The sequence below is a fragment of the Nocardioides sp. Root1257 genome, from assembly GCF_001425175.1.
Lineage (GTDB): Bacteria > Actinomycetota > Actinomycetes > Propionibacteriales > Nocardioidaceae > Nocardioides.
Map to the genome: position 1 here is coordinate 120,435 of NZ_LMDV01000010.1, position 25,407 is coordinate 145,841.

Annotated in this window: 27 protein-coding genes; 8 read left to right on the forward strand and 19 right to left on the reverse strand. The window is 71.9% G+C overall.

Going from position 1 to position 25,407, the window contains the following annotated elements; all coding sequences use genetic code 11:
* The first annotated feature begins 31 nt into the window (after window positions 1-31).
* From ASC77_RS19515 to ASC77_RS27740, 3 genes are read left to right on the forward strand one after another with little or no spacing between them, the layout of a single operon-like run.
* Window positions 32-1,276, forward strand: a complete 1,245-nt coding sequence (locus ASC77_RS19515; protein WP_056156844.1) for an MFS transporter — start codon at window positions 32-34, stop codon at window positions 1,274-1,276.
* A 10-nt stretch (window positions 1,277-1,286) separates the two neighbouring features.
* Window positions 1,287-2,162, forward strand: coding sequence for a 1,4-dihydroxy-2-naphthoate polyprenyltransferase (locus ASC77_RS19520; protein WP_056156846.1), 876 nt, complete (start codon window positions 1,287-1,289; stop codon window positions 2,160-2,162).
* A 28-nt stretch (window positions 2,163-2,190) separates the two neighbouring features.
* Complete coding sequence (locus ASC77_RS27740; protein ID WP_268788431.1) at window positions 2,191-2,322, forward strand: hypothetical protein; 132 nt, start codon at window positions 2,191-2,193, stop codon at window positions 2,320-2,322.
* Here ASC77_RS27740 and ASC77_RS19525 read toward each other — a convergent pair.
* Entirely contained in the window at window positions 2,319-2,600 is a 282-nt protein-coding gene (locus ASC77_RS19525) for a DUF4229 domain-containing protein (protein ID WP_056156848.1), read from the reverse strand. The two genes, ASC77_RS27740 and ASC77_RS19525, sit on opposite strands and share 4 nt — an antisense overlap.
* 44 nt (window positions 2,601-2,644) lie before the next feature.
* Between ASC77_RS19525 and ASC77_RS19530 the strand changes: the two genes are divergently transcribed.
* A complete protein-coding gene (locus tag ASC77_RS19530) occupies window positions 2,645-2,851 on the forward strand; it encodes a hypothetical protein (protein ID WP_056156850.1) in 207 nt (68 codons plus the stop codon).
* Between the two features lie 106 nt (window positions 2,852-2,957).
* Here the strand turns inward: ASC77_RS19530 and ccsB are convergent, their stop codons facing one another.
* The 6 genes from ccsB to hemL are packed head-to-tail and all read right to left on the reverse strand — an operon-like array spanning window position 2,958 to window position 8,927.
* Window positions 2,958-3,974, reverse strand: coding sequence for a c-type cytochrome biogenesis protein CcsB (gene ccsB / locus ASC77_RS19535; protein ID WP_056156852.1), 1,017 nt, complete (start codon window positions 3,972-3,974; stop codon window positions 2,958-2,960).
* A complete protein-coding gene (locus ASC77_RS19540; RefSeq protein WP_056156853.1) occupies window positions 3,971-5,575 on the reverse strand; it encodes a cytochrome c biogenesis protein ResB in 1,605 nt (534 codons plus the stop codon). The genes ccsB and ASC77_RS19540 overlap by 4 nt, the downstream gene beginning before the upstream one ends.
* Window positions 5,572-6,333, reverse strand: coding sequence for a cytochrome c biogenesis CcdA family protein (locus ASC77_RS19545; RefSeq protein WP_056156855.1), 762 nt, complete (start codon window positions 6,331-6,333; stop codon window positions 5,572-5,574). Before ASC77_RS19545 ends, ASC77_RS19540 begins: the two co-directional genes overlap by 4 nt.
* Window positions 6,326-6,901: a TlpA disulfide reductase family protein gene (locus ASC77_RS19550; RefSeq protein ID WP_082575048.1), complete on the reverse strand. Its 576-nt coding sequence runs from the start codon at window positions 6,899-6,901 to the stop codon at window positions 6,326-6,328. Before ASC77_RS19550 ends, ASC77_RS19545 begins: the two co-directional genes overlap by 8 nt.
* A complete protein-coding gene (locus ASC77_RS19555; protein ID WP_235547814.1) occupies window positions 6,898-7,596 on the reverse strand; it encodes a histidine phosphatase family protein in 699 nt (232 codons plus the stop codon). Before ASC77_RS19555 ends, ASC77_RS19550 begins: the two co-directional genes overlap by 4 nt.
* A gap of 11 nt (window positions 7,597-7,607) precedes the next feature.
* Entirely contained in the window at window positions 7,608-8,927 is a 1,320-nt protein-coding gene (gene hemL, locus ASC77_RS19560; protein WP_056156857.1) for a glutamate-1-semialdehyde 2,1-aminomutase, read from the reverse strand.
* Window positions 8,928-9,200: 273 nt separating this feature from the next.
* Here hemL and ASC77_RS19565 point away from each other — a divergent pair, with 273 nt between their 5' ends.
* Window positions 9,201-10,403 carry a lytic transglycosylase domain-containing protein gene (locus tag ASC77_RS19565; protein ID WP_056156859.1) on the forward strand — a complete coding sequence of 401 codons (1,203 nt, stop codon included), beginning with the start codon at window positions 9,201-9,203 and terminating at the stop codon, window positions 10,401-10,403.
* Window positions 10,404-10,518: 115 nt separating this feature from the next.
* Here ASC77_RS19565 and hemB read toward each other — a convergent pair whose 3' ends face one another.
* The 7 genes from hemB to ASC77_RS19600 form a co-directional block, all read right to left on the reverse strand.
* On the reverse strand, window positions 10,519-11,526 hold the full coding sequence (gene hemB / locus ASC77_RS19570; RefSeq protein WP_056156861.1) for a porphobilinogen synthase: 1,008 nt from the start codon (window positions 11,524-11,526) through the stop codon (window positions 10,519-10,521).
* A gap of 7 nt (window positions 11,527-11,533) precedes the next feature.
* A complete protein-coding gene (locus ASC77_RS19575; protein ID WP_056156863.1) occupies window positions 11,534-13,186 on the reverse strand; it encodes a uroporphyrinogen-III synthase in 1,653 nt (550 codons plus the stop codon).
* Window positions 13,183-14,169: a hydroxymethylbilane synthase gene (gene hemC, locus ASC77_RS19580; protein ID WP_056156865.1), complete on the reverse strand. Its 987-nt coding sequence runs from the start codon at window positions 14,167-14,169 to the stop codon at window positions 13,183-13,185. Before hemC ends, ASC77_RS19575 begins: the two co-directional genes overlap by 4 nt.
* A complete protein-coding gene (locus ASC77_RS19585) occupies window positions 14,166-15,458 on the reverse strand; it encodes a glutamyl-tRNA reductase (protein ID WP_056156867.1) in 1,293 nt (430 codons plus the stop codon). Before ASC77_RS19585 ends, hemC begins: the two co-directional genes overlap by 4 nt.
* Window positions 15,455-16,114: a redox-sensing transcriptional repressor Rex gene (locus ASC77_RS19590; protein WP_056156869.1), complete on the reverse strand. Its 660-nt coding sequence runs from the start codon at window positions 16,112-16,114 to the stop codon at window positions 15,455-15,457. The genes ASC77_RS19585 and ASC77_RS19590 overlap by 4 nt, the downstream gene beginning before the upstream one ends.
* Before the next feature lie 182 nt (window positions 16,115-16,296).
* Window positions 16,297-16,539 (reverse strand): glutaredoxin family protein, encoded by a 243-nt coding sequence (locus ASC77_RS19595; protein ID WP_056156871.1) that lies wholly within the window; start codon window positions 16,537-16,539, stop codon window positions 16,297-16,299.
* Between the two features lie 10 nt (window positions 16,540-16,549).
* Window positions 16,550-18,130, reverse strand: coding sequence for a class I adenylate-forming enzyme family protein (locus ASC77_RS19600; protein ID WP_235547816.1), 1,581 nt, complete (start codon window positions 18,128-18,130; stop codon window positions 16,550-16,552).
* Window positions 18,131-18,201: 71 nt separating this feature from the next.
* Here ASC77_RS19600 and ASC77_RS19605 point away from each other — a divergent pair, with 71 nt between their 5' ends.
* The 3 genes from ASC77_RS19605 to ASC77_RS19615 all read left to right on the forward strand — a co-directional run bounded on the left by ASC77_RS19605 (window position 18,202) and on the right by ASC77_RS19615 (window position 21,231).
* Window positions 18,202-19,086, forward strand: coding sequence for an HAD family hydrolase (locus ASC77_RS19605; protein WP_056156875.1), 885 nt, complete (start codon window positions 18,202-18,204; stop codon window positions 19,084-19,086).
* A 107-nt stretch (window positions 19,087-19,193) separates the two neighbouring features.
* Window positions 19,194-19,961 (forward strand): sigma-70 family RNA polymerase sigma factor, encoded by a 768-nt coding sequence (locus tag ASC77_RS19610; protein WP_056156877.1) that lies wholly within the window; start codon window positions 19,194-19,196, stop codon window positions 19,959-19,961.
* 79 nt (window positions 19,962-20,040) lie between these two features.
* Window positions 20,041-21,231: a DUF5667 domain-containing protein gene (locus ASC77_RS19615; RefSeq protein ID WP_056156879.1), complete on the forward strand. Its 1,191-nt coding sequence runs from the start codon at window positions 20,041-20,043 to the stop codon at window positions 21,229-21,231.
* 53 nt (window positions 21,232-21,284) lie between these two features.
* Here the strand turns inward: ASC77_RS19615 and ASC77_RS19620 are convergent, their stop codons facing one another.
* The 5 genes from ASC77_RS19620 to ASC77_RS19635 form a co-directional block, all read right to left on the reverse strand.
* A complete protein-coding gene (locus tag ASC77_RS19620; protein ID WP_056157243.1) occupies window positions 21,285-22,433 on the reverse strand; it encodes a lysophospholipid acyltransferase family protein in 1,149 nt (382 codons plus the stop codon).
* Window positions 22,426-23,490: an NAD-dependent epimerase/dehydratase family protein gene (locus ASC77_RS19625; RefSeq protein WP_056156881.1), complete on the reverse strand. Its 1,065-nt coding sequence runs from the start codon at window positions 23,488-23,490 to the stop codon at window positions 22,426-22,428. The genes ASC77_RS19620 and ASC77_RS19625 overlap by 8 nt, the downstream gene beginning before the upstream one ends.
* Window positions 23,491-23,511: 21 nt before the next feature.
* Window positions 23,512-23,613, reverse strand: coding sequence for a 30S ribosomal protein bS22 (locus ASC77_RS26275; protein ID WP_008356322.1), 102 nt, complete (start codon window positions 23,611-23,613; stop codon window positions 23,512-23,514).
* A 153-nt stretch (window positions 23,614-23,766) separates the two neighbouring features.
* Complete coding sequence (locus ASC77_RS19630) at window positions 23,767-23,970, reverse strand: helix-turn-helix domain-containing protein (RefSeq protein WP_056156883.1); 204 nt, start codon at window positions 23,968-23,970, stop codon at window positions 23,767-23,769.
* A gap of 178 nt (window positions 23,971-24,148) precedes the next feature.
* Window positions 24,149-25,348, reverse strand: coding sequence for an acetoin utilization protein AcuC (locus ASC77_RS19635; RefSeq protein WP_056156886.1), 1,200 nt, complete (start codon window positions 25,346-25,348; stop codon window positions 24,149-24,151).
* Window positions 25,349-25,407 lie beyond the last annotated feature (59 nt).

Consider the following 25,407-nt stretch of genomic DNA (forward strand, 5'->3'; position numbering starts at 1 on the left):
CGACAGTAGTGCGCAGTGATGGGATGTCCGGGTGCCGACCCGTCTCGACCGACTCCTGCCGCCCACGCCGCTCGCGCGACGACTGTCGGAGCAGTCGGTGCTGTCGGCTGCCGGCGAGGGTGCGTTCCTGACCGGCAGCGCGGTCTTCTTCACCCACATCGTGGGCCTCAGCGCCGCGCAGGTCGGGCTCGGGCTGACCGTCGCCGGCGTCGTGACCTTCTTCTTCGCCGTGCCGCTCGGCAAGCTGGCCGACCGGATCGGGCCACGGAGGATGTGGTGGATCGGCGCCACCGCCCAGGCCGCGCTCTTCTTGGTGTGGCCGTTGATCGGGAGCTTCGCGGCGTTCCTCGTCATGATGGTGACGCTCGAGCTCGTCCAGACCGCGGCCCGTACCGGCCGCAACGCCTACACGATCGACGTCTTCCCGCACGACGAGCGGGTCCGCTCGATGGCGTTCATGCGGGCCGCCCGCAACATCGGCTACACGCTCGGTGCGCTGATCAGCGGCCTGGCGCTCGCCTTCGACAGCGACGCGCTGGTCCGCGCCGTGCCGCTGCTGACCGGCGCCATCCTCGTCCTCAACGCCGTGCTGGTCAGCCGGATGCCAGACGCCGAGCACGACGTCGTGCCGGAGACGCCGGTCGAGAAGGCGCTCACGTCCGGCGCCCTGCGCAACCGGGGCTTCCTGCTGCTCAATGTCTGCGACGGCGTCCTCAGCACCAACCAGGTGCTGCTCAACGTCGTCATCCCGCTCTGGCTGGTGCAGGAGACCGATGCGCCACGGGTCCTGCTGGCCTGGCTCTTCGGCACCAACACGGTGCTCGCCGTGCTGCTCCAGGTGCCGGCTGCCCGCGGCGTGAACTCGGTGGACTCCTCTGTCCGCGCGGCGCGGATCAGCTCGGTGTTCTTCGTGGTCTCGTGCGGCATCGTCGCGTTCACCCACGACACGATCGGCTGGACGACGATCGTGCTCGTGTGGCTGGGCCACGTGACGGTGACCGGTGCCGAGCTCTACCAGTCCGCGGGCCGGTGGGGCTTCCTCTCCGAGCTCTCGGACCCGGACCGGCGCGGCGAGTACCAAGGCGCGGCGTTCCTCGGCGAGACCCTCGGCGGCGTCTGGGCGCCCGCGGCGTACACGTTCCTGGCGATGGAGTGGGGTACGCCGGGCTGGGTGATCATCGCGGCGATCGTCGTGCTCGCGACCCTCGGGATGGGGCCGTCGTCGCGGGCCGCTGAGCGCTACCTGGCGCGCACCCAGCAGCCGGCGACTGCTTGAATCACCCCTTGTGGCAACTCCTGCTCAGTGGCTCGCCGGTGCGCGACCGCGCACGCTCCCCGCAGCCGTCTCCCCCGTGCTCGCCGGCACCGGCGTCGCGGTGTACGCCGACAGCGCCGTGTGGTGGAAGGCGCTGCTCGCCCTCGTCGTGGCCCTCGCGCTCCAGGTGGCGGTCAACTACGCCAACGACTACTCCGACGGCATCCGCGGCACCGACGCCGACCGGGTCGGGCCGCTGCGGCTCGTCGGTTCGGGGGTGGCACCCGCCGCTGCGGTGAAGCGGGCCGCGTTCCTGGCCTTCGGCGTGGCCGCCGTCGCCGGCCTGGCGCTGGCCGCCACGACGGCCTGGTGGCTGGTCGCCGTCGGCGCCGTCTCGGTGCTGGCCGCGTGGTTCTACACCGGCGGCTCGAAGCCCTACGGCTACCTCGGTCTCGGCGAGGTGATGGTCTTCGTCTTCTTCGGCCTGGTCGCGGTCATCGGCACCACGTACGTCCAGACCGAGACGTGGGAGTGGGCCGCCCTCTGGACCGCGTGCGGGATCGGCGCGCTGGCCTGCGCGATCCTGGTCGCCAACAACCTGCGCGACATCCCGACCGACACGGTCGCCGGCAAGCGCACCCTCGCGGTCGTGCTCGGCGACCGCCGTACCCGGCAGCTGTACGCCGTCCTGGTGGTCGCCGCCGCGGCCGCGGTCGTCGCGGTCGCCGTCGTCACCTCTTGGTGCGTGCTGGTCGGCCTCGGCTTCCTGGTGCTCGCCGTGCCTGCCACCCGCACCGTCCTCGGTGGCGCGGTCGGCCCGGGGCTGATCCCCGTCCTCCAGCAGACCGGCCTCGCCGAGCTGCTCTGGGCGGTCCTGGTCGCCGCCGCGCTGATCGTCTGCGGCTGAGCGACCACGCGCGGCGTACGCTCGGAGCATGCTCTGGGTGATCGTGCTGATCGTGGTGGTGGCCGTGCTGGCCTACCGCTTCCGCGCGCCGTTGCTGGCCAGGATCCTGGGCCAGGACCGCTCCCGGATCGACCGGCAGCTCAACCGCCGGAAGGACTAGGACCGGGGCTCGGCCTCGTCGTCGACGTCTTCCTTGGCGCGCATCTCGTCGATCTTGCTCGTCATCGCCTCGGCGCGGGTCTGCACCCGCCGGGCGAGCGCCTCGCGCTGGTGGTTGAGCAGGAAGTACGAGCCCATGCCGCTCATCAGGAACGACGCGACGATGACCCAGAGCCAGAGCACCTCGCCGCCGACCAGCGCCCACACTCCGCCCACGATGGCCAGCGATGCCAGGAAGAGCACGATGCGCAGCGAGGTGTAGACGTAGAACTCCTTCACGGACCCAGGGTAGATCCTGACCACCCTGGTCCTACCCTGGAGGGGTGCTGAAGTTCCTCCTGGTCGTGATCCTGATCGCGGTCGCGGTCTACCTGACGACCCGCGCGATCCAGCGACGCGGCATTGCGCCCACCCCGAGGCCGCGCCCGAAGCGTGCGGAGCCGCCCCGGTTCGTCGGTCCGGACGACGACCCGGACTTCCTCCGCGACCTGGACCGGAAGCGCAAGCACCCCGAGGATCCGACCGAGTGACCGCAGCTCGGCGCCGTCCGCTGTAACGCCGGGTTACCTGCTGTTCCCACCCGGTTGCAACACGGTGGGAAGAGTGAATAACCCGGCGTTACAAGAAACGCGACAGCTAGCGCTGCAGGGTCTCCGCCGAGATCGGCGCGGGCGCGCCGCCGGCGTACGAGTGCTGCGACGTCGTCGAGAAGTAGTTGATCCCGATGAAGTTGAACCACAGGGTGGCCACGCCGACGAGGGCGAGGATGGCGGCGTTGCGCCCCTTCCACCCGGCCGTCGTGCGGGCGTGCAGGTAGGCCGCGTAGACGACCCAGGTGATGAACGCCCAGACCTCCTTGGGGTCCCAGTTCCAGTACGACGACCACGCCTGGTGCGCCCAGATCGGCCCGGTGATCAGCACCGCGAAGGTCCACACCGGGAAGCCGAAGGCGTGCAGCCGGTAGGCGACCCGATCCAGCGCCTCGGGCTGCGGCAGCCGCGCGACGTAGCCGCTCTCGGCGTCGGCGCCTCTGGCCAGGGCGCGCGCCTTCACCAGGTAGAGGGCGGACGTGATGCCACCGAGGGTGAAGGCGCCGGTCGCGATGATCGCGGAGACGACGTGGATCACCAGCCAGTACGACGAGAGCGCCTCGGTCAGCGGCGCGACCGGCGAGTACAGCCAGATCACGGCGACCATCAGGACCGTCAGCACGAAGGCGAGCACGATCGGCGCCATCCAGGCGAGACGCAGCCTGCGGTAGAGCACGGCGTAGAGGAACGCGACCACGAAGGTGCCGGTCAGCGTGAACTCGTACATGTTGCCCCACGGCACCCGGTTCGGGTCCGCGGCCATGCCCCGGGAGAAGAGCGACACGAAGTGCACCGCGACCGCGAGGCAGGTGACCAGGTAGCCCAGCCGCCCGAAGAGCGCCGTACGACGGGCGCGGTCCTCGGCCTCGTCGCTGTCCGGTCCGGTCGCGAGCGCGACCCCACCGGGGATGTCCACCGACTCGCTCGCGGCGGCACCGGAGGCGAGCGGCACCTTGCGCAGCGACGCCCACTCGACGAGGTGCGCCAGGAGCGCGAGGAAGTAGAGCAGTCCTGCGGCCGCGATCGCCTGGTTGCTCAGGCTCTCCCACGCTGCGTCGGTCACGACTCGTCCTCTCGTTGCTTGCCTTGCAGGGTGGTCACCAGCTCGTCCACGACGACCGCGACGTCGCCGCCGCCGGACCGGTCGAGCGCGGCCACCTCGACCAGTGTGCCGTCACCCTCGCGACGGGCGCGAACCCAGACCCGCCGGGGCCGGATGAAGAGCGACCCGAGCAGGCCGATCAGGGCCAGCACGACCCCGGTCAGCGCGACCCACTTGCCGGGGGTCTGGCTGATCTGGATCTTGTTCCACTGCTGGACGCCACCGGGGACACCGGCGACGTTCTCGAACGTCACCGACCCCAGCCCGTTCGGCAGCTTCTGGGTCTCCCCGGGCCGCAGGTCGACGCGGTACGGCGTGCCGTTCTTCTTGGTCAGCATCGTCGTCTTGCTCTTGTCGAGCGCGTAGACCGACTGCGGGACGCCGTCGTCCATGCCCAGGTCGCCGGTGTAGACGAGCATCGAGATCATCGGGTCGATCGGCTTGCCGAGCAGCGAGTAGTAGCTGCCGGTCTCCTGCGAGAAGGCGACCGTCGGGTAGAACTCGCCCTCGAGCCCGATCTGGGTCGGCTCCGCGTCGGCCGCCTTGACCACGCCGATCGACTGGAAGCTCTGGCTGGTCGGCAGGAAGATCGTCGGGCCGCTCTGGACGACGTTGCCCTCGCCGTCGCGGACCGTGATCACCGGGGCGTAGCCGTGCCCGATGAGGAAGATGTCGGTGTTGCCGATCGTCAGCGGGTGGTTGACCCGCAGGTCGTAGGACTTCTCGGCACCGGCCAGCGAGTCCTGGTACTTCAGGTGCGACTGGAAGCCGCGTGCCATCCCCGCCCGGGGGCCGGTCGTCAGCCAGTCGACGTCGAAGTCGTCGATCGAGAAGGAGAACGGCTCCATCTGGTCGGCCTGGAAGAGGCTGCCGGGCTTGAACTCGTCGTACTGGTCCGGGGTGTTCGCGAAGCCGTACGTGTCGCCGACCAGCATGATCACGCCGCCCTTGTAGCCGAACAGCCCACCCATGGCGAAGCCGACCAGGACGACCAACACCGAGAGGTGGAAGACCAGGTTGCCGACCTCGCGCAGGTAGCCGCGCTCGGCCGAGACCGCCTCGGTCCCGTCGCCCAGCCGGTAGCGGCGACGCTTGAGCAGCAGGCGCGCGCGCTCGAGCACGACCTCGGGATCCTCGGTGGTCACGTACGACGCGTGGTCCGGCAGCCGACCCAGGTTGCTCGGTGCCGTCGGCGGCTTGGCGCGCATCCCCCGCCAGTAGTGGAACGTGCGCGGCACGATGCAGCCGACGAGCGAGATCATCAGCAGGATGTAGATCGCCGAGAACCACGCGGAGTCGTAGACCGAGAAGAGCCCGAGCCGCTCGTAGACGGGTGTGAGCTTCGGGTGGTCCGACTGCCAGTTGGAGGTCTTCAGCGCATCGACGCCGGTCTGCGGGATCACGGAGCCCGGGATCGCCGCGAGCGCCAGCAGGAGCAGCAGGATCAGCGCGGTCCGCATCGAGGTCACCTGGCGCCACACCCAGCGCAGGAGCTCGCGGAAGGTCAGCTCGCCGGGACGCCGGTCGTCCTCGGGCGGACGCGTGGAGAGGGCCGTACTCATACTGCGGTCTCCGTCGACGTGACGAGCTGGACCTGGATCCAGGTCACCAGCTGGTCCCACCAGCCGGTCAGCAGCAGGACCCCGACGAGCACGAGCATCAGACCGCCGGCGCGCATCACCCAGACCTGGTGGCGGCGCACCCACCCGATCGCCGAGAGCGCCTTCTCGTAGGCGAGCCCGGCGAGGATGAACGGGATGCCCAGCCCGAGCGCGTAGACGGCCGACAGCAGGGCGCCGCGAGCCGCGGTGGACTCGGTGAAGGACAGGCTGGTGATGGCGGTCAGGGTCGGGCCGATGCACGGCGTCCAGCCGAGCCCGAAGAGGAAGCCGATCACCGGGGCCGCGGCGAGGCCGACGGCCGGGAACTGGTGGACGCGTACGTCGCGCTGCAGGATCGGCAGCCAGCCGGCGAAGGCCAGGCCGAGCACGATCATCACGATCGCCAGCACGGTGGTGATCTGGTCCTGCCACTCGAACAGCCAGGAGCCGAGCGCCCCCGATGCCGTGCCGAGGATGACGAAGACGGTGGAGAAGCCGAGCACGAAGAGCACCGAGCCCAGGAACATCCGGCCCCGGCGGGTGCCGGCGACGCCGTTCGCGAGGTCAGCGCCCGACAGGCCGGTCGCGTACGACAGGTAGCCGGGCAGCAGCGGGATCACGCACGGGGAGAAGAACGACACCAGGCCGGCGACCAGCGCGACCGGGATCGCCAGCACCAGGGACCCGGAGAGCGCCGTCTCCTGGAACCAGTCAGCCATCCGAGGTCCCGGCGACGTCGTCGATCACGTCGAGGATCGTCTGCTTGCTGGGGATCGCTCCGGAGATGACAGCAGCGACCCGGCCCTCGTCGTCGAGGACGATGGTGGTCGGGGTGGACGCCATCGGCGCCTTGCCGGCGAACGCGAGCCCGGCCTTGCCCTGCACGTCGTAGACCGACGGGAAGTCCGCGCCGACGCCCTTCATGAACGCCAGGCCGTTGTCGGCGCTCGAGTCGCGGATGTTGATCCCGACCACGGCGGCCTCGTCGCCCAGCTCCGAGGAGATCTCGCTGAGCATCGGCATCTCCGTGCGGCAGGGGCCGCAGCCGGACCACCACTTGTTCACGACGAGCACCTTGCCGAGGTAGTCCTCCGAGGAGATCGGCTCACCGGTGAGGGAGGTGCCCGAGAACGTCACGGGGTCGTCGCGGTCGGCGGCGTCGATGACCTGCACGCTGCCGTCGCCGCTGATGTAGCCCTTGTTGCCGGTCGCGCCCAGCGAGGTGCAGGCGGTCAGCGCGAGCAGCAGCGGGGCGGCCACGCCGAGAAGCATCCGCTTCAGGGTCACGGGCGCTGCTCCTCGGGCGCGCCGCCGGCGGAGAACGGCGCGTTCTTGTCCTTGACCGGGATCAGGTCGCCAGCGGGCTCCGAGTAGCTCACCTGGGTGATCCGGTCGCCGACGAAGTGCAGCGAGGTGAGGGAGCAGAGCGTGCACTGCCGCCGCCGCGGGTCGTGCAGCTGGCGGCGACCCTCGACGTGCAGGCGGGTCGTCCAGATCGGCAGCTGGTGGGACACGATGACGGCCTCGTGGCCGACCGCGGCCGCGCGGGCGTCCTCGACCGCCGCCATCATCCGGACCACGATCTCCTTGTGCGGCTCGCCCCAGGACGGCCGCGCCGGGTTGTAGAAGTGCCGCCAGATGCTCGGCCGCTTGATGATCGACCAGGCGCCCTGGCTGAAGCTCAGGCCCTCGAGCTTGTTGCCGGACTCGATGACCCGCTCGTCGGTGACGATCTCGAGGCCACGGGCCTGGGCCAGCGGCCGCGCGGTCTCCTGCGCGCGCTCCAGCGGCGAGACGCGCAGGTGCACGATGTCGCGGTCGCCGATGCTCTCCGCGATCCGCGCGGCCATCCGGTTGCCGAGGTCGGAGAGGTGGAAGCCGTCGCGCCGGCCGTAGAGGATGCCCTCGGGGTTGTGCACCTCGCCGTGGCGCAGCAGGTGGACGATCGTGTCGGGGCTGCCCTGGATCTCTGGGTGACTCACAGCTGGCTCTCCTACGCCTGGGCGGCAGCGGCCGCGCGGGCAGCGCCGGGCAGCGCGTCGAGCACGGTCTGCACGGCGCGGTCGTCATGGGCAGCGGACAGGAACCACGCCTCGTAGGCCGACGGCGGCAGGTAGACCCCCGCGTCGAGCATGGCGTGGAAGAAGGCGGCGTACGCCGCGGAGTCGGTGCGCGACGCGTCCTCGAAGTCGCGGACCCGACCGCCGTCACCACCGGTGAAGAAGATCGAGAACATCGTGCCGGTGGCCTGCACGACGTGGGTGACGCCGGCGGCGGTCAGCGCGTCGGAGGCGGCCGCCCTGATCGTGTCGGCGGCGGCCCCGATGTGGGCGTAGACCTCGTCGGTCGCGAGCCGCAGCGTGGCCAGGCCTGCGGTGGTGGCGATCGGGTTCCCCGACAGCGTCCCGGCCTGGTAGACCGGCCCCTCGGGCGCCAGCCGCGACATCACGTCGGCGCGGCCGCCGAAGGCCGCGGCCGGGAAGCCGCCGCCCATCACCTTGCCGAAGGTCACCAGGTCGGGGCGCCAGCCCTCGACCGCACCGTCGAGGCCCCACTGACCGAGCTTGCTGGCGCGGAAGCCGGTCATCACCTCGTCGCTGACGAAGAGGGCACCGTGCCGCGTGCAGGTCTCGGCGAGGAACGCGTTGAAGCCCGGCTCCGGCGGGACGACACCCATGTTGCCGGGCGCGGCCTCGGTGATCAGGCAGGCGATCCGGTCGGGGTACTCCGCGAAGACCTTCTCGACAGCGGCGCGGTCGTTGTAGGGCAGCACCAGCGTCAGCTCGGTCGACGACGCCGGGACGCCGGGCGTGCCCGGGACCGCGAACGTCGCGAGGCCGGAGCCGGCGGAGGCCAGGAGCGAGTCGACGTGGCCGTGGTAGCAGCCGGCGAACTTCACCACGACGTCGCGGCCGGTGAAGCCACGCGCCAGCCGGATCGCCGACATGGTGGCCTCGGTGCCGGAGGACACGAAGCGGACCCGCTCGACCGGCGTGCGGGCGACGATCTCCTCGGCGAGCTCCACCTCCGGCTCGGTGGGGGCGCCGTACGACGTGCCGCGCGCGACCGCCTCGGCGACCCGGGCCTGGACCTCGGGGTGCGCGTGCCCGAGCAGCATCGGGCCCCACGAGCAGATCAGGTCGACGTACTCGTTGCCGTCGGCGTCGGTCAGCCAGGCACCCGCCGCCGAGCGGATGAACCGCGGAGTGCCGCCGACCGCGTTGAACGCGCGGACCGGGGAGTTCACGCCCCCCGGCGTGACGGCTCGGGCCCGTTCGAAGAGGGCTGCGCTGGCGGTGGTCGGTCGGGGCACCGGCCCATTGTCCCCGAGGACGCCAACCCGCCCCAGTCGAGGGCCGCCGCAGCGGTCCACGGGGTGGGCCAGGCCACGTCGGCGGGGCCGCGTCGCCGGCGGATCTGCAACGGGTTTCACCGTCACGACCTGCGGGAATGGTCGTCACACTGACGAACGGCTGCACCAGACCGGCAAGCGACGTACCGTAACTGGTAGTGGACCCGGTCGTTTGATGTCCGTCACACCGAGTGCTGTGGGAGCATCCGGGTCCGAGGGAGCAGGAGCAGGGGAATGACCAGGTCGACTGATGCCCGTGGGGGGCGCTTCGGGCGTGGCCACAAGGTCATGGCCCTGATCCCCCTGGCCGTGCTCTCCGTCGCCTGGACCGCGAGCATCGCCACCACGGGAGCCGGCACGGCGCTCGCCGACGCGACGACCGACCAGAAGCTCCCCGACGGCACCAGCCTCCCGACCGAGGCCATCGAGGTCCCGGCGAGCGTCTCCGCCGCCGGCGGCGTCGCCCCCGGCATCACCGGCGACGTGCAGCAGGCCGTCGCCACGGCCTCGACCTCCGGGATCCCGGCCGCCGCGCTCGCGGCCTACCAGCGCGCCGAGACCGTCATCAACTCCGCCGACCCGGGCTGCCACCTCTCGTGGCAGCTGATCGCGGCGATCGGCCGGGTCGAGTCCGACCACGGCCGCACCAACGGCAACACCCTCGACGCCCAGGGCGTCGCCACCCCCGGCATCTACGGTCCCCCGCTCAACGGCGGCGACGGCACCAGCAAGATCGCCGACACCGACGCCGGCCAGTACGACGCGGACGCCACCTGGGACCGCGCGGTCGGGCCGATGCAGTTCATCCCCTCCACCTGGTCGGTGGTGGGCGTGGACGCCGACGGCGACGGCCAGCGCAACCCGCAGGACGTGGACGACGCGGCGCTCGCGACCGCGGTCTACCTCTGCTCCGGCGGCGACGACCTCGGCACCACGGCCGGCCAGCGCTCCGCCGTCCTCCGCTACAACCACAGCCAGTCGTACGTCGACCTGGTGCTGTCGATCATGAACGCCTACCTGGCCGGTGAGTTCACCTCGGTGCCCAACGGCGTCACCTCGGCCGGCTACGTGGTCCCGCAGCTCCCCCAGGCCAGCGGCGGCAAGGGCCACCACGGGGGCAAGGGTCACCACGGCGGCCACACGGGCGGGAACACCGACCCCGGTGGCAGCTCGAGCGAGCCGACGGCCAAGCCGACCACGAAGCCGAGCACCTCGCCGTCCTCCGGACCGAACCTGCCGACCACCCCGACGGACGGCCCGAAGCTGCCGCTGCCGACCCTGACGCTGCCGCCGCTCCCGTCGACGTCGGTCTCCCCGATCGACCAGGTGCTCACCGAGGTCCAGGCCCGGGCCCAGTGCCTGCTCGACGGCTACATCGACAACGTGCTGCGCACGGACGACCCCTACGACCAGTGCGTGTACGCCTACACGCATTAGCGCCCTCGGTCCGAGCGTGCTCGGACCGAGACCAGGCGCAAGGTTGAGGAGCCGCGCGAGCGAGGCACGAGATCGCGACCGGCGTCTCGAAACCCGGTGAGCCGAGAAGCAGGCTCTATCGAGCGAGCAGCCGCGCGGCCTCAGCAGCCCAGTAGGTGAGCACCACGTCGGCACCGGCCCGCCGGATCGAGGTCAGCGTCTCGAGGATGGCCGCCTCGCGGTCGATCCAGCCGTGGGCGGCGGCCGCCTCGACCATGGAGTACTCGCCCGAGATGTTGTAGGCCGCCACCGGGACGTCGACGGCGTCGCGCACCTGGCGCAGCACGTCGAGGTAGGCGAGGGCCGGCTTCACCATCACGATGTCGGCGCCCTCGGCGACGTCGAGCAGCGCCTCGCGCACGCCCTCGCGGGCGTTGGCGGGATCCTGCTGGTAGGTCCGCCGGTCGCCCTGGAGCGAGGAGTCGACGGCCTCGCGGAACGGGCCGAAGAAGGCGGACGCGTACTTCGCGGAGTAGGCCAGGATCGAGACGTCGGTGTGCTCCGCGGCGTCGAGGGCGGCGCGGACCACCGCGACCTGCCCGTCCATCATCCCGCTCGGGCCGACCATGTCGACCCCGGCGTGCGCCTGCGCGAGCGCCATCTCGGCGTACGCCGCCAGGGTGCGGTCGTTGTCGACCTTCCCGTCGGGCGTGAGCACGCCGCAGTGGCCGTGGTCGGTGAACTCGTCGAGGCACAGGTCGCTCATCACCGTGAGCGTGTCGCCCACCTCGGCGACGACGTCGGTGATCGCGAGGTTGAGGATGCCGGCCGGGTCGATCGCCCCCGAGCCGGTCGCGTCCTTGCTCTCCGGGATGCCGAAGAGCATCACGCCGCCGAGCCCGAGGTCGGCAGCCTCGGCGACCGCCTTCAGCAGCGAGTCGCGGGAGTGCTGGACGACGCCCGGCATCGACGAGATCGGCTTCGGCTCGTCGATGCCCTCACGGACGAAGAGCGGCAGCACGAGCTGGCGCGCCTCCAGGGACGTCTCCGCGACCATCCGGCGCAGGGCCGGGGTGGTCCGCAGACGGCGTGGCCGGACCGTCGGTCCGGTCACCGGGCCCGTGAGGGCACCGTGCTCGCTCATGCCCGGGTCACTCCGCCCGCACCCGGCGCCGCGCCGAGGGCTTGCGCTCGGACGGCTTGGTGACCGGCTGACCGGCCTCGACCAGCGAGGCGCGACGGGCGGCACCGAAGTCGGCGAGCGCGTCGACGAGCTCCTCCACGTCCGGGCGGCTGGCCAGGACGTCGACGCGCAGGCCGTGCTCCTCCGCCGTCTTCGCCGTGGCGGGGCCGATGACCGCGATGATCGTCGAGGTGTGCGGCTTGCCGGCGATGCCGACCAGGTTGCGCACCGTCGAGGACGACGTGAACACGACCGCGTCGAACTTGCCGGTCTTGATCGCGTCGCGGGTCTCGGGCGGCGGCGGGGCGGCCCGGACGGTGCGGTACGCCGTGACGTCGTCGCACTCCCAGCCGAGGTCGATCAGGCCGGCGACGAGGTTCTCGGTCGCGATGTCGGCACGGGGCAGGAAGACCCGGTTGATCGGGTCGAGCGCCTCGTCGTACTCGGGCCAGTCCTCGAGCAGACCGGCCGCCGACTGCTCCCCGGAGGGCACCAGGTCGGCACGCAGGCCCCAGTCGCCGATCGCCTGGGCGGTCTTGTCGCCGACCGCGGCGATCTTGAGGCCGGAGAAGGCCCGCGCGTCGAGGCCGTACTCCTCGAACTTCTCGCGGACCGCCTTGACGGCGTTGACCGAGGTGAAGGCGATCCACTCGTAGCGGCCCTCGACGAGGCCGCGGACGGCCTTGTCCATCTGCTGCGGGTTGCGCGGCGGCTCGACCGAGATGGTGGGGACCTCGTCGGGCACGGCGCCGTAGCCGCGGAGGCGCTCGGACAGCGAGCCCGCCTGCTCCTTGGTGCGGGGCACCAGGACGCGCCAGCCGAAGAGCGGCTTGGTCTCGAACCACGACAGCGTCTCGCGCAGGTCGACGACGTCACCGACGACGGTCACGGCGGGCGGCGCCATCCGGGCCGCGCGGGCGTCGGCGGCGATCCGCTCGAGGGTGGAGGTGACCGTGGCCTGCTCGGTGGTGGTGCCGACGCGGGTCATCGCGACCGAGGTCTGCGGCGAGCGGCCGGCGGCGACCAGCGCCTTGGCGATGTCACCGATCTGACCGACCGCCGAGAGCAGGACGAGGGTCCGCTTGCCGGCGTACTGGCTCCAGTCGACCTTGTCACCGCAGGTCACGACGGCGACCTCGCGGTGGTCCTTCGTGGTCAGCGGGATGCCGGCGTACGCCGGGACCGCGTTGACCGACGACACGCCGGGCACGATCTCGAAGGCGAGGCCCGCCTTGACGCAGGCCTGCGCCTCCTCGGGACCCGAGGCGTAGAGGAAGGGGTCGCCGCTCAGCAGCCGGACGACGCGCACGCCGCGCTTGGCGTGCTTGACGACGACCTTGCCGCGCGCTGCGTGCGTCAGCGGCTGGCCGTCCTCGCCGAAGCCGCCGTCGACGATCTCGGGGCCGGCCGGCTCCGTCTCGTCCTCGGCGGGCACCGGCAGGTCGAGGACCTGACGGATCAGCTCGGCGTGCTCGGGCACCTCGGTCACCACGACGTCGGCGCGCCGCAGCAGCTCGACGGCGCGCACCGTCAGCAGGCCCGGGTCGCCGGGGCCGCTGCCGACGAACGACACCCAGCCGCGCGGCTGGTCGGGGTTCGGGCTGGTCTTGGCTCGGGTCATGCGTTCTGCACCTTGTCTAGCTCGTCGTGTGGCGAGTCGTTCGTTGGTTGCGTCAGGTCAGCCGCGCCGTCGGCGAGCATCTCCTTCGCGAGCCGGTCACCGACGCCTGCGGCATCGGCGGGGTCCCCGGTGGCGGACATCCGCACCGAGAGCCCCCCGTCGGGTGAGAGTGCGATCGCCCGCACCCACAGCTCCTCGCCGTCCTCGCCCTCGGCCACCTCGGCCAGGGCTCCGATCGGCGCGGAGCAGCCTCCCTCCAGCGTGGCGAGCACGGCTCGCTCCGCCTCGACCGCGGCGCGGGTCCGCGGGTCGTCCAGCACCTCGCGCAGCTGCACCGCGAGGTCGTCATCGGTACGGCACTCGACCGCCAGCGCGCCCTGCCCGGGGGCCGGCAGCATCTGGAGCGGGTCGAGCACCTCGGTCGCCTCCTCGAGGCGGCCGATGCGGGCCAGGCCGGCGCGGGCGAGCACGACGGCGTCGTACTCGCCGGAGCGGACCTTGGCGATCCGGGTGTCCACGTTGCCGCGCACCCCGACCACCTCGACGCCGAGGCCGAGGGCGTGCAGCTGGGCGGCGCGCCGGGGCGAGCCGGTGCCGACCCGGCTGCCGACGGGCAGCTCGCCGAGCGTCAGCCCGTCGCGGGCGACGACGGCGTCGCGCGGGTCCTCGCGGGTGGGTACGGCGGCGAGGGTGATGCCGTCGGCGGCGTAGGTCGGCAGGTCCTTGAGCGAGTGCACGGCGACGTCGACCCGGCCGTCGAGCAGGGCGTCGCGCAGGGCGTTGACGAAGACGCCGGTCGACGACGTCCCCGCGAGCGGGGTGCCGGCGGCCTGGCTGCGGTCACCCTCGGTCGCGATCTCGACGAGCTCGACCTCGCGGCCGAGGCGAGCGGCGATCTGGTCGGCGACGAGCCGGGACTGGGTGGTGGCGAGGACCGAGGCGCGGGTCCCGACGCGGACTGCCGTCTCTCGGGGCGCGGTCACGACAGACCCTCCGGGCGGGTGACGGCGTCGACGGCCTCCGGGTCCAGGGCGAAGAGCTCGGCGAGCGCGGCGGCGTACGAGACGGCGCCGGACTCGTTGGCCAGCTCCTTGACCCGCACGGTCGGCTCGTGAAGCAGCTTGTCGGCGACCCGGCGCACGGTGTGCAGGACCTCGGCGCGGGTGGCCTCGTCCAGGTCGGGCAGCCGACCGGCGAGCCGGTCCATCTCGGCATCGACGACCGAGGTCGCCATCGAGCGCAGCGCCACCACCGTGGGAGTGACGCTGGCCTGGCGGCGCGCGGAGAGGAACGCCGCGACCTCCTGGGTGACGATCCCGCGGACCGCCTCGACCTCGCGGCCGGCGTCGGAGTCGTGCAGCTCGCGGGCGAGCTCGGCCAGGTTGATCAGGGTGACCCCGGGCAGCTCGCCGGCAGCGGGGTCGACGTCGTGCGGGAGGGCCAGGTCGATGATCGCGAGCTCGCGGCCGTCGGCGGTCGCGGCTGCGACCATCTCGGCGGTGACGATCACGCCGGTCGAGCCGGTGCAGGACACCACGACGTCGGCGACGGCGAGCTCGGCCGCGACGTCGCTCAGCAGTGCCGAGCGGGCGCCGTACTCCCCCGCGAGACGGACGGCGTTGCCGGCCGTGCGGTTGGCGACGGTGACGCTCGCGGCGCCCCGGCGCGACAGCGTCGCGGTGGCCAGGCCGGCCATCGCTCCGGCGCCGAGAACGAGGGCGCGCTTGCCCGTCAGGTCGCCGACGGCGGTGTGGCTGCGGTCGAGCGCGGCGGAGACCAGGGTGGGGGCGGCGTGGTCGATGTCCGTCTCGGCGCGCGCCCGCTTGCCGACCCGGAGGGCCTGCTGGAAGAGCACGTTGAGGGAGGGACCGACCGTGCCGATCTCCTGGCCCGCGCTGAGGGCGTCGCGGGTCTGGCCGAGGATCTGGCCCTCGCCGACCGCCATCGAGTCGAGGCCCGCGACCACCTGGAAGAGGTGCGAGACGGCACCGTCGTCGTAGTGGACGTAGAGGTGCGGCAGCATCGCCTCGGTCGCCTCGCCGGCCCGCTCGATGAGGAGCTTGGAGACCTCCTCGACGCTGCCGTGGAAGCGGTCGACGTCGGCGTAGATCTCGAGGCGGTTGCAGGTCGAGATGACCGTGGCCTCGGTGACGTGCTCGGACGCGGCGACGTCGTCGATCAGCTTGTGGACGCCGTCGGCGTCCAGGGCGACCCGCTCCAGCAGGGACACCGGCGCGGACTTGTGGGAGATCCCCACCACCAGAACACTCACGCCGTCGCCGCCTTCCGCTGCTCGTGGTAGGCCAGGATCTGCAGCTCGATGGAGAGGTCGACCTTGCGCACGTCGACCTGCTCGGGCACCGAGAGCACGATCGGCGCGAAGTTGAGGATGCTGGTGACGCCGCACGCGACCATCCGGTCGGCGACGTCCTGCGCGGCGACCGCGGGGGTCGCGATCACGCCGATGGCGACGTCGTGGTCCTTCACGATCTGCTCGAGGTTGTCGAAGGCCTGGACCTCGATGCCGGCGACGACCTCGTCGCGGCGGGCCGGGTCGGCATCGAGCAGGGCCACCACCCGGAAGCCGCGGCTGCGGAAACCGGAGTAGTTGGCGAGCGCCTGGCCGAGGTTGCCGATGCCGACGATGACCACGGGCCAGTCCTGGGTCACGCCGATCTCGCGGGCGATCTGGTAGCGCAGGTACTCGACGTCGTACCCGACGCCGCGGGTGCCGTAGCTGCCGAGGTAGGAGAGGTCCTTGCGCAGCTTGGCGCTGTTGACCCCGGCCGCGACGGCGAGCTCCTCGCTGGAGCAGGTGCTGGTGCCCTGCTCGGACAGCGTCGTGAGGGCTCGGAGGTAGATGGGCAGCCGCGCAACCGTTGCTTCGGGAATGTCCCGAGAGCTGTCGGGTGACGTGCGAGCGCTCACTGAGTTGCCTTCTCCATAGCCGGGGGGCTGCTGGGCCGTCGTCGGGCGCACTGGAACGACTCGTTCCGGAGGCCCGGCGGCTCGTTCACTGTAGGAGTTTGTGAACGGGAGAACAAAACGAGAGCGGGTCGGCGGGCCCGTGGGACTAGCACATGTGACATGAGCCACGCCGAGCGGGTCCGTCAGCCCGCCAGCGCCGCCCGGAGCCGCTGCTCGTCGACCCGCCAGAAGTCGTGCTGCCGACCGTCGACGAAGGTCACCGGGATCTCCTCGCCGAACCGCTCCCGGAGCACCGGGTCGTCGTCGATCGAGACCTCGCCGTACGACTCCCCCAGGTCGGCGCAGACGCGCTCGATCACCAGGCGGGCCTCGTCGCACAGGTGGCAGCCGGGGCGGGAGTAGAGGGTGATCCGGGGCGTGCTCATCCGAGACCCGTCACTCCAGGAGGCCGAGCGCACGTCGCCGCTCCAGGCCCCGCAGCCGGCCCTTCTGGACCTTGCCGGTGACGGTGCGCGGCAGCGTGTCGACGATCTCGATCCGGGACGGCTGCTTGAACCGCGCGAGGCGGACGGCGCAGTGCTCGCGCACGGCGTCGGCCACCGCGGCCGGGTCGGCGTCGACCGTGCGGACGTAGGCGACGACGGCCTCTCCGGTCTGCTCGTCGGTGACCCCGATGACGGCGACCTCGGCGACCCCGGGCACCTCCTCGATGACGTCCTCGACCTCGACGGGGTAGACGTTGAAGCCGGAGACGATGACCAGCTCCTTGAGCCGGTCGACGAGGAAGAGGTCGCCGCTGTCGTCGAGGAAGCCGACGTCCCCGGTCGCCCACCAGCCCTCGGCGTCCGGCCCACCCGAGCCGTCCGGCCAGTAGCCGCTGAAGAGGTTGGCGCCGCGGATCTCGATCTCACCGGGGTCGTCGCCCTCGGGCGGCTTCCCGTCGTCGTCGAGCAGGCGGATGTCGATGCCCGGCAACGCCGCCCCGACGGAGCCGACCTGGAAGGTCTCGCTGCACAGGGTGCTGGTGACGACCGGCGACGCCTCCGTCAGGCCGTACCCCTGGTGGACCGGGACGCCGGTGCGCTCGGTGAACTCGTTCACGACCTCCGGGCTGAGCGGGGCCGACCCCGACAGCATCAGCCGGACCGGCCCGAGGCGCTCCTCGAGGTCCTGCTCGCCGCGCCAGTAGGCGAAGACCGGCGGCGCCACCGGCACCACGCTGCAGGCCTCGTCGTCGATGATCGCCAGCGTCTCCTGCGGGTCGAAGCGCTCGACGAGCACCAGCTTGGCGCGGTGCCGGAGCACGCCGCCCAGCACGGCGTTGAGCCCGTAGACGTGGAAGAGCGGGAGCACCCCGAGCACGACGTCGTCGCCGTGCATCATCGGCGGCTCCACCTGGGCGACCTGGTCGATGTTGGCGAGCAGCGCCCGGTGGGTGAGCATCGCGGCGCGCGGCAGGCCCGACGTACCGCTCGTGTAGAGGAGCGCGGCCAGCTTCTCGGGATCCTGGAGCGGCGGCGCCGGCCGGGCGGTGTCGGCGCGCAGGTGGTCGTAGGAGCGCTCGCCGGGCAGCAGCGTGGCACCGGCGACCACGACCCGCGGCACCACCGCACGGGCCGCGAGCTCGGGATCCAGCTCGTCCCCGCCGTCGACGACGCTGCGGAGCACGTCGACGGCGGCACGCAGGGTGGTGACGGTGTCGCCGTCGGCCACGGCCATCCGGGCGCCCGAGTCGGCGAGCATCCGGGCGAGCTCGCCGGCCTTCGCGAGCGGGTTGACCGGGACGGCGACGGCCTGGGCCCGGAGCACCCCCAGGTACGTCGTGACGAACTCGAGCCGGTTGCCGATCGCGATCAGCACCCGGTGCCCGCCGACGATGCCCGAGGCGGCCAGCCCGGTGGCGATGCGGCCTACCTCGTCCTCGAGCTCGGCCCAGGTCAGGCTGCGGCCGCCGGCCTCGACGACCGCCAGGCGGTCGGGGCTCTCGGTGGCCGCGAGGGTGACGAGCTCAGCCACGTCCCGGATGCCAGACATACCGGGATACTTCCATACCTCGCGGTCGTGCCGGGTGGGTCTACCCTGCCCGTGTGACGCCCCCTGACCGGAAGCCGCGACCGCGCAACCTGCAGCAGCGGTCCACGCTCGCGGGTGAGGCGGCGGCCGCCGCGACCGAGGTCGAGTCCGCGCTCACGCCGCCGCTGGACGCCTCGGCGGCCGCGTTCTTCGACGTCGACAACACCGTGATGCAGGGCGCGAGCATCTTCCACCTGGCGCGGGGGCTGCACCGGCGCAGGTTCTTCACCACCCGCGAGATCCTCGGGGCCGCCTGGAAGCAGGCCTACTTCCGGGTGGTCGGGGTCGAGGACCCCGAGCACGTGGCCGAGGCCCGCTCCTCGGCACTCAGCTTCATCGCCGGCCACACCGTCACCGAGCTCGAGGAGCTCGGCGAGGAGATCTTCGACGAGGGCATGGCCCACCGGATCTGGCCCGGCACCCGCGCGCTGGCCCAGCTGCACCTCGACGAGGGCCAGCGGGTCTGGCTGGTGACGGCGGCGCCGATCGAGATCGCCCAGATCATCGCCCGGCGGCTCGGGCTGACCGGGGCGATGGGCACCGTCGCCGAGCACGTGGACGGCGTCTACACCGGCCAGCTGGTCGGCGACATGCTGCACGGGCCGGCCAAGGGAGAGGCCATCAAGGCGCTGGCGGCGCGCGAGGGGCTCGACCTGCGCCGGTGCTCGGCGTACTCCGACTCCCACAACGACCTGCCGATGCTCACCCTGGTCGGCGACCCGTGCGCCATCAACCCGGACCACAAGCTGCGCGCGTACGCCCGCGAGCAGGGCTGGCGGATCCACGACTACCGGACCGGGCGCAAGGCGCTGCGCGCCGGCCTGGTCGTAGGCGGGGTCGCGGGCGCCGTCTCGGGCACCGTCGCCGCGGGCGTCGCGCTGCGGGGCCGGCGGCACTGACCCCGCCCGTCCACCCCCTGGGCTTTACCCGACTGGTCTGGTCCGGGAGGAGTAACTCGCGTTTACTGGGGAATGGCTGAGTGAGGAGCATCGGGAGGGTTCGCCACATGGCACAGGTCGGACATGACGTCGCGCGCGGGCTGGACTCGCTGCGCCGTCTCGTCGCCGAGGTGCTGCTCGCCGAACGTCCGCTCCTCGCGGGGATGCCGGGAGTGCTGGCGACCGAGGCGGTCACGACCGGCCGCACCCAGACCGGGACCGGCTCCGGCGGCGGGTACGACGACTCCGACCTGGCCGCCTCCTCCGAGGAGGACGCCGCCGAGCGCGGCCGCCTGATCGCGCTGGTCGAGCTGGCCCGCGGCGGCGACGCCGAGGCGTTCGGCCTCCTCTACGACCACTACCAGGGCTCGGTCTACCGCTTCCTCTACTACCGGACCAGGTCCACCACGCTGGCCGAGGACCTCACCTCCGAGACGTTCTTCCGCGCGCTGCGGAGCATGAACGGGTTCCGGTGGCAGGGCAAGGACTTCGGCGCCTGGCTGATGACGATCGCGCGCAACCTCGCCACCGACCACTTCAAGGCCGGCCGCACCCGCCTCGAGATGACCACGGAGGACATGAGCCTCCACGACGACGCGACCGACGACGGGCCCGAGGGGATGGTGCTTGCCGGGCTGACCAACGAGGTCCTGATGCAGGCCCTCACCGAGCTCCCGGCCGAGCAGCGCGACTGCCTCGTGATGCGGTTCCTGCAGGGCATGAGCATCGCCGAGACGGCGGCGGTCCTCGGCCGCAGCGACGGCGCCGTCAAGCAGCTCCAGCTGCGCGGGGTGCGCAACCTCGCCAAGTTGATGCCGGAAGGGATCCGGGACTGATGCCCGGCGTACCCGAAATCGTTTACGTGGATCGCGGATCTGCCGTAACTCCGCCGCCTGACGCGTCGTTGAGCACGACATGACATGGGGGCCCAGGGCGCAACGGCGCGCCGATGACTTCGACACCCTGGTCGAGCAGCTCTCGACCGGGCAGACGTACGACGCCGGTGCCGCGCGCGACGCCGAGCTGCTCCAGCTCGTCGGGGCGCTGCGCAGCGTGCCCGACCCGCAGCCGCGGCCCGAGTTCGTGGCCGACCTGCGCACCCGGCTGATGACCGAGGCGGAGACCGCGCTGGTCCCGACCGATGTCTCCCGACTCCAGCTACCGGCTCGTCGTACCACTCGGGAGCGGCGGATCGCCGCCGTCGTCGGTGGCCTCGCTCTCGTCGGCGCCACGACCTCCGTCGCGATGGCGGCGCAGTCCGCGCTGCCCGGTGAGTCGCTCTACCCGATCAAGCGGGTCCTCGAGTCCGCCCACACCAGCCTGTCGCTCGGCGAGGCCCGCAAGGGCAGCACCGAGCTCGCCAACGCGTCCAGCCGCCTCGACGAGGCCACCGCGCTGACGCAGGCCGGCGACTCGTCCGACGACGAGCAGATCGCACGCACGCTCAGCACCTTCACCGACCAGGCCACCTCCGGCGCCGACCTGCTGTTCGCCGACTACGCGCACACCGGCCGCGAGGCGTCGATCGCCGAGCTGCACGACTTCGCGTCGAGCAGCATGACCCAGCTCGCCGCCCTCGAGCCGCAGATCCCGTACGGCGCTCGCGACGAGCTGATCGCCGCGGCCAGCACGATCGCGCAGATCGACTCCGAGGCGACGCTCCAGTGCCCGACCTGTGGAGGCACCGTCATCGAGTCGATCCCGCCGACCCTCGTCGCCGCCGAGCAGGTCGCCCTGCCCACGCCGCCCGCCGCTCAGTCGACCGGGCAGAAGGCCGGCAAGCCCGGTCGGAGCGGCACGCAGGGCAGCACGAGCACCGACGAGGGTGACCCGCAGCTGCCGGTCGTCGGCGACGACGTGCCGCCCGGGAGCGTCCTCGACCCGAGCACCGCGCCGTCGACCAGCCCGAACCCGATCAAGGACCTGACCGACGGCCTCACCGGGGTGCTCACCGGCAAGGGCTCCACCGGCACGTCCGGTGGCTCCGGGAGCTCCCCGTCGTCGAGCCCGCTCGGCCAGGTCGTCGGCGGCGTCGGCGAGATCCTCCAGGGCGTCGTCGACCCGGTCACCGGCCTGCTGGTCCCCAGCAGCACCGCGAAGCCCTGAGCGGGTCGTCCGCGTTCGGCTAGCCCCAGGCGCGTCTGGGGCGGACGAACCGACTAGCGGAACACCGACTGCCGCTTCATGAGCAGCGAGTAGAGCGTCTGCTGGATGGTCTCGCGCACCTGGTCGGTGACGTTGAAGACCAGCATCGGGTCGTCGGCGGCACCGGCGTCGAACTCGTCGGTCCGGATCGGCTCGCCGAACTCGAGCAGCCACTTCGAGGGCAGCGGCACGAGACCCAGCGGGCCGAGCAGCGGGAAGAACGGCGTGATCGGGATGTAGGGCACCCCGAGCAGCCGTGCCAGCGACGGCAGGTTGCCGACGAGGGGATAGATCTCCTCCGCGCCCACCACGGACAGGGGGATGATCGGCACGCCGGTGCGCACCGCCGCGGAGACGAAGCCGCCTCGGCCGAAGCGCTGGAGCTTGTAGCGCTCGGCGTACGGCTTGCCGATGCCCTTGAAGCCCTCCGGCCACACGCCGACGAGCTCGCCGCCGTTGAGCATCCGCTCGGCGTCCTCGTTGCAGGCCAGCGTCGCGCCGCTGCGCCGCGCCATCGAGCCCACGAACGGCATCTTGAAGACCAGGTCGGCGCCGAGCGGGCGCAGGAACCGGCCCGTCTCGTCGTGGATGGTCACGAGGGTCATCAGGCCGTCGACCGGGACCGTGCCCGAGTGGTTGGAGACCACCAGCGCGCCACCGTCGGTCGGGATGTTCTCGATCCCGCGGACCTCGATCCGGAACCACTTCTGGGCGATGGGTCGCAGTGCGGCCATCAGGAACCGCTCGGTGATCTCCTGGTCGAAGCCGTACTCGTCGACCCGGTAGTCGCCGGCCACCCGTCGGCGCAGGAACGCCAGGAAGCGCGCCAGCTGGGGCTCCCAGTCCTCTCCGAACACCTCGGCCGCGCCGTGCTGGACGGCGGCCAGCCAGTCGGCGGCCGGGATGCCGTTCGGCATCGGCACGTCGGTCGTGGTCGGCGCCCGCGTGGGCTCCGGTGCCGTCGCCTCGGACGCGGCCTTCGGCTTGGCCTTCGGCTTCGGCTTGGGCTTCGGGGCCGCCTTCGTGGCCGGTGCCGGCCGGGTGGCCGACTTCGGCGCGGCGGTCTTGGGGGCGAGCCCGCGAGCGGCCGACGACGGCTGGGTGCCGGTACCGCGGCCGGGTCGGCCGCGAGTGCCGATCGGGATGATCTCGGCGTCACCCATGGTCGCTCCCCCCGACGGCAGGCACGGTCGCTGGATCGGGCCCGGCATCGGGCAGCCGCTCGGCGAGGCGATCGAGCACCCGGCCGGTGCGACCGCCGGTCGCGGGCAACGGCTCGGCGAAGTCCGCGAACGCGGACGCGGTGGTGAACGTGGGCTCGAAGCCGAGCAGGCTGCGCATCCGGGTGGTGTCGACGCCGCGACCGTAGGTGAGGAACGCCGTCTGCTCGGGCGAGAAGTCGGCGACGCGGGCCGAGCGCAGCACGGAGCCGACGTTGCCGACGGCGAAGGGCGGCAGCGCGACGGTCGGCCGCTGGAGGCGGCGTACGGCCTGGGAGAGCATCAGCAGGCCGTCGCCGGCGACGTTGAACGTGCCGGCGACGTCGGAGTGCGTGGCGTGCCGGAGCACGGCGAGCAGGTCCTGCTCGTGGAGGAACTGCAGGCGGGCGTCGTGGCCGAGCACCGTCGGGATGAGCGGCAGCCGGAAGTACGACGTCAGCGGGCTGGTGACGTGCGGGCCGATCACGTTGGCAGCGCGCAGCAGCGTCACCCGGACGTCGGGGCGCCGGCGCGCGAACCCGCGCACGTAGCCCTCGATCTCGGCGACGTCCTTGGCGTAGCCCGAGCGCGGGGGGCGCCGCGGCTCCATGTCCTCGGTGAACATGGCGGGGTCGCGGCTGCTCGCGCCGTACACGGTCGTCGTCGACTTCACGACCAGTGAACGAAGCTCGGGTGCCTTCTGGCACGCCGCCAGGAGCTGCATCGTCCCGATGACGTTCAGCTCTTTCATCGTGTTGCGACCCCCGGCGCTGCCGGGGGTCGAGATCACGCTCATGTGGACGACGGTGTCGACGTCCTCCTTGACGATGATCTTCGCGATGACGGGGTTGCGGATGTCAGCGCGGACGAAGGAGACGTCGCCGATGTCGCCGCGTGGCGGCACGGCGTCTACGCCGATGACCCGAGCGACGTCGGGGTCGGCTGCGGCAGCGCGCGCGTACTTCCGACCGAGGTCACGTGAGACCCCGGTGACGAGGACGACCCTGCCGGCGCTGCCCATACGGCGAACGAGCCGCGCGGCCTACTTGCCGAGCTTGCGACGCTGGACGCGCGTCTTCTTCAGCAGCTTGCGGTGCTTCTTCTTGGCCATGCGCTTGCGCCGCTTCTTGATGACAGAACCCACAGGGAAACCTTTCAACAGCCATACAGCTGCCCCCGGACCAGCCCGGAGGACCGGCCCAGCCTATCCGGGGATGGTGCCCCGGCAGAATCGGCCGGTCCATCCGGACCGGGTGAGCCCGAATGAGCCCTGTCTGAGCACCCGAGGGTGCGTCGGTCAGCCAGCGCTGTAGAAGCTCTTGCGCAGGTACTCGTCCACGTCCTCCTCGAGGACACGGAAGGACCGGCCGACCCGGACGGCGGGCAGGTCGCCGCCGTGGACGAGCCGGTAGACGGTCATCTTGGACACCCGCATCATCGCTGCCACCTCGGCAACGGTGAGGAACTTCGAGTCAGAGATGTCTCCGGAACTGGTAGCCATCGTGCACCGATACTTTCTGTCTGACGCGCCACCGGCTTCCCCACCAGTGATCACACGCGCCGCGCTCCGTGAGAATAGAGCCTGATGTGACTCGTGGGGAAGAGGTTCACCAAAGAAACGATTGGGACACGGCGTGTCCGCTTGCGCGGGCGCCCCGAATCGTCCCGGCCGCGTGCACCTAGGGCAGCGGGTCGAGGCCGTGCAGCGGGAAGGCCTCCATGCGGGTCGCGTGGATCGCCCGGTCGAGCCAGGTCTCGGGGTCGTAGCCCTCGCGCCAGTCGCGGTACGCCGGGGTGCGGCCGTCGGTGAGCCGCATCGGCGCGATCCGGCCGAGCCGCTCCCGCACGTGCTCGCGCCAGGCGGCGGGGGTGTCCAGCCCGGGCTCGAGCGGGGCGCCGGAGAGGATCGCGAGCAGGTGCGTCCAGGCGCGTGGCACCACGTCGACGATGGCGTAGCCGCCGCCACCGGTGGCGACCCAGCGGCCCTCGCACAGCTCGTGCGCCAGGTCGTGGACGGCCAGGTAGGCGGCACGCTGGCCGTCGACCGTGAGCATCAGGTGGGCGAGCGGGTCCTCCGCGTGGGAGTCGCACCCGTGCTGGGTCACGAGCAGCTGGGGCTTGAACTCGCGCAGCAGCGGGGGCACCACGGCGTGGAAGGCACGCAGCCAGCCGGCGTCGCCGGTGCCGGGCGGCAGTGCGACGTTCACGGCCGACCCGAGTGCGGCCGGGCCGCCGAGGTCGTGCGGGAAGCCGGTGCCGGGGAAGAGCATCTGGCCGGTCTCGTGGAGGGAGATCGTCAGCACCCGCGGGTCGTCCCAGAAGATCTTCTCGACGCCGTCGCCGTGGTGGACGTCGAGGTCGACGTACGCGACCCGCTCGGCGCCCTGGTCGAGCAGGCTCTGGATGCCGACCGCGACGTCGTTGTAGATGCAGAATCCGCTCGCGCGGCCGGGCATGGCGTGGTGCAGGCCCCCGGTGATGTTGGCGGCGTGCAGCGACTCCCCGGTCCAGACCTGGCGGAACGCCTCGACGCTGGCGCCGACGATGTGCGCCGTCGCGTGGTGCATGTCGTGGAAGACGGGGTTGTCGTCGGAGCCCAGGCCGTGGACACCGTCGACCGTGCGCGGGTCGCGACCGGCCCGGATGACGGCCTCGATGAGCTCGGGGCGGTGCACGGTCGCGATCAGGTCGTCCGACGCCACCGGCGCGGGTACGACGCGCAGCCGGTCGCCGACCACACCGAGCTCGCTCGCGAGCCGCATCGTGAGGTCCACGCGCAGGGGCGACATCGGGTGGTCCGGTCCGAAGTCGTACTCGGTCAGGCTCGGGTCGAAGACGACCGTGGCCGGCCCTGAGCACGCATGCGACGACGGGGCCATGTGACGGACGCTACCGCTACAGTGGGTGGGTGCTGACGACCCGTTCCACCCAGTGGTGG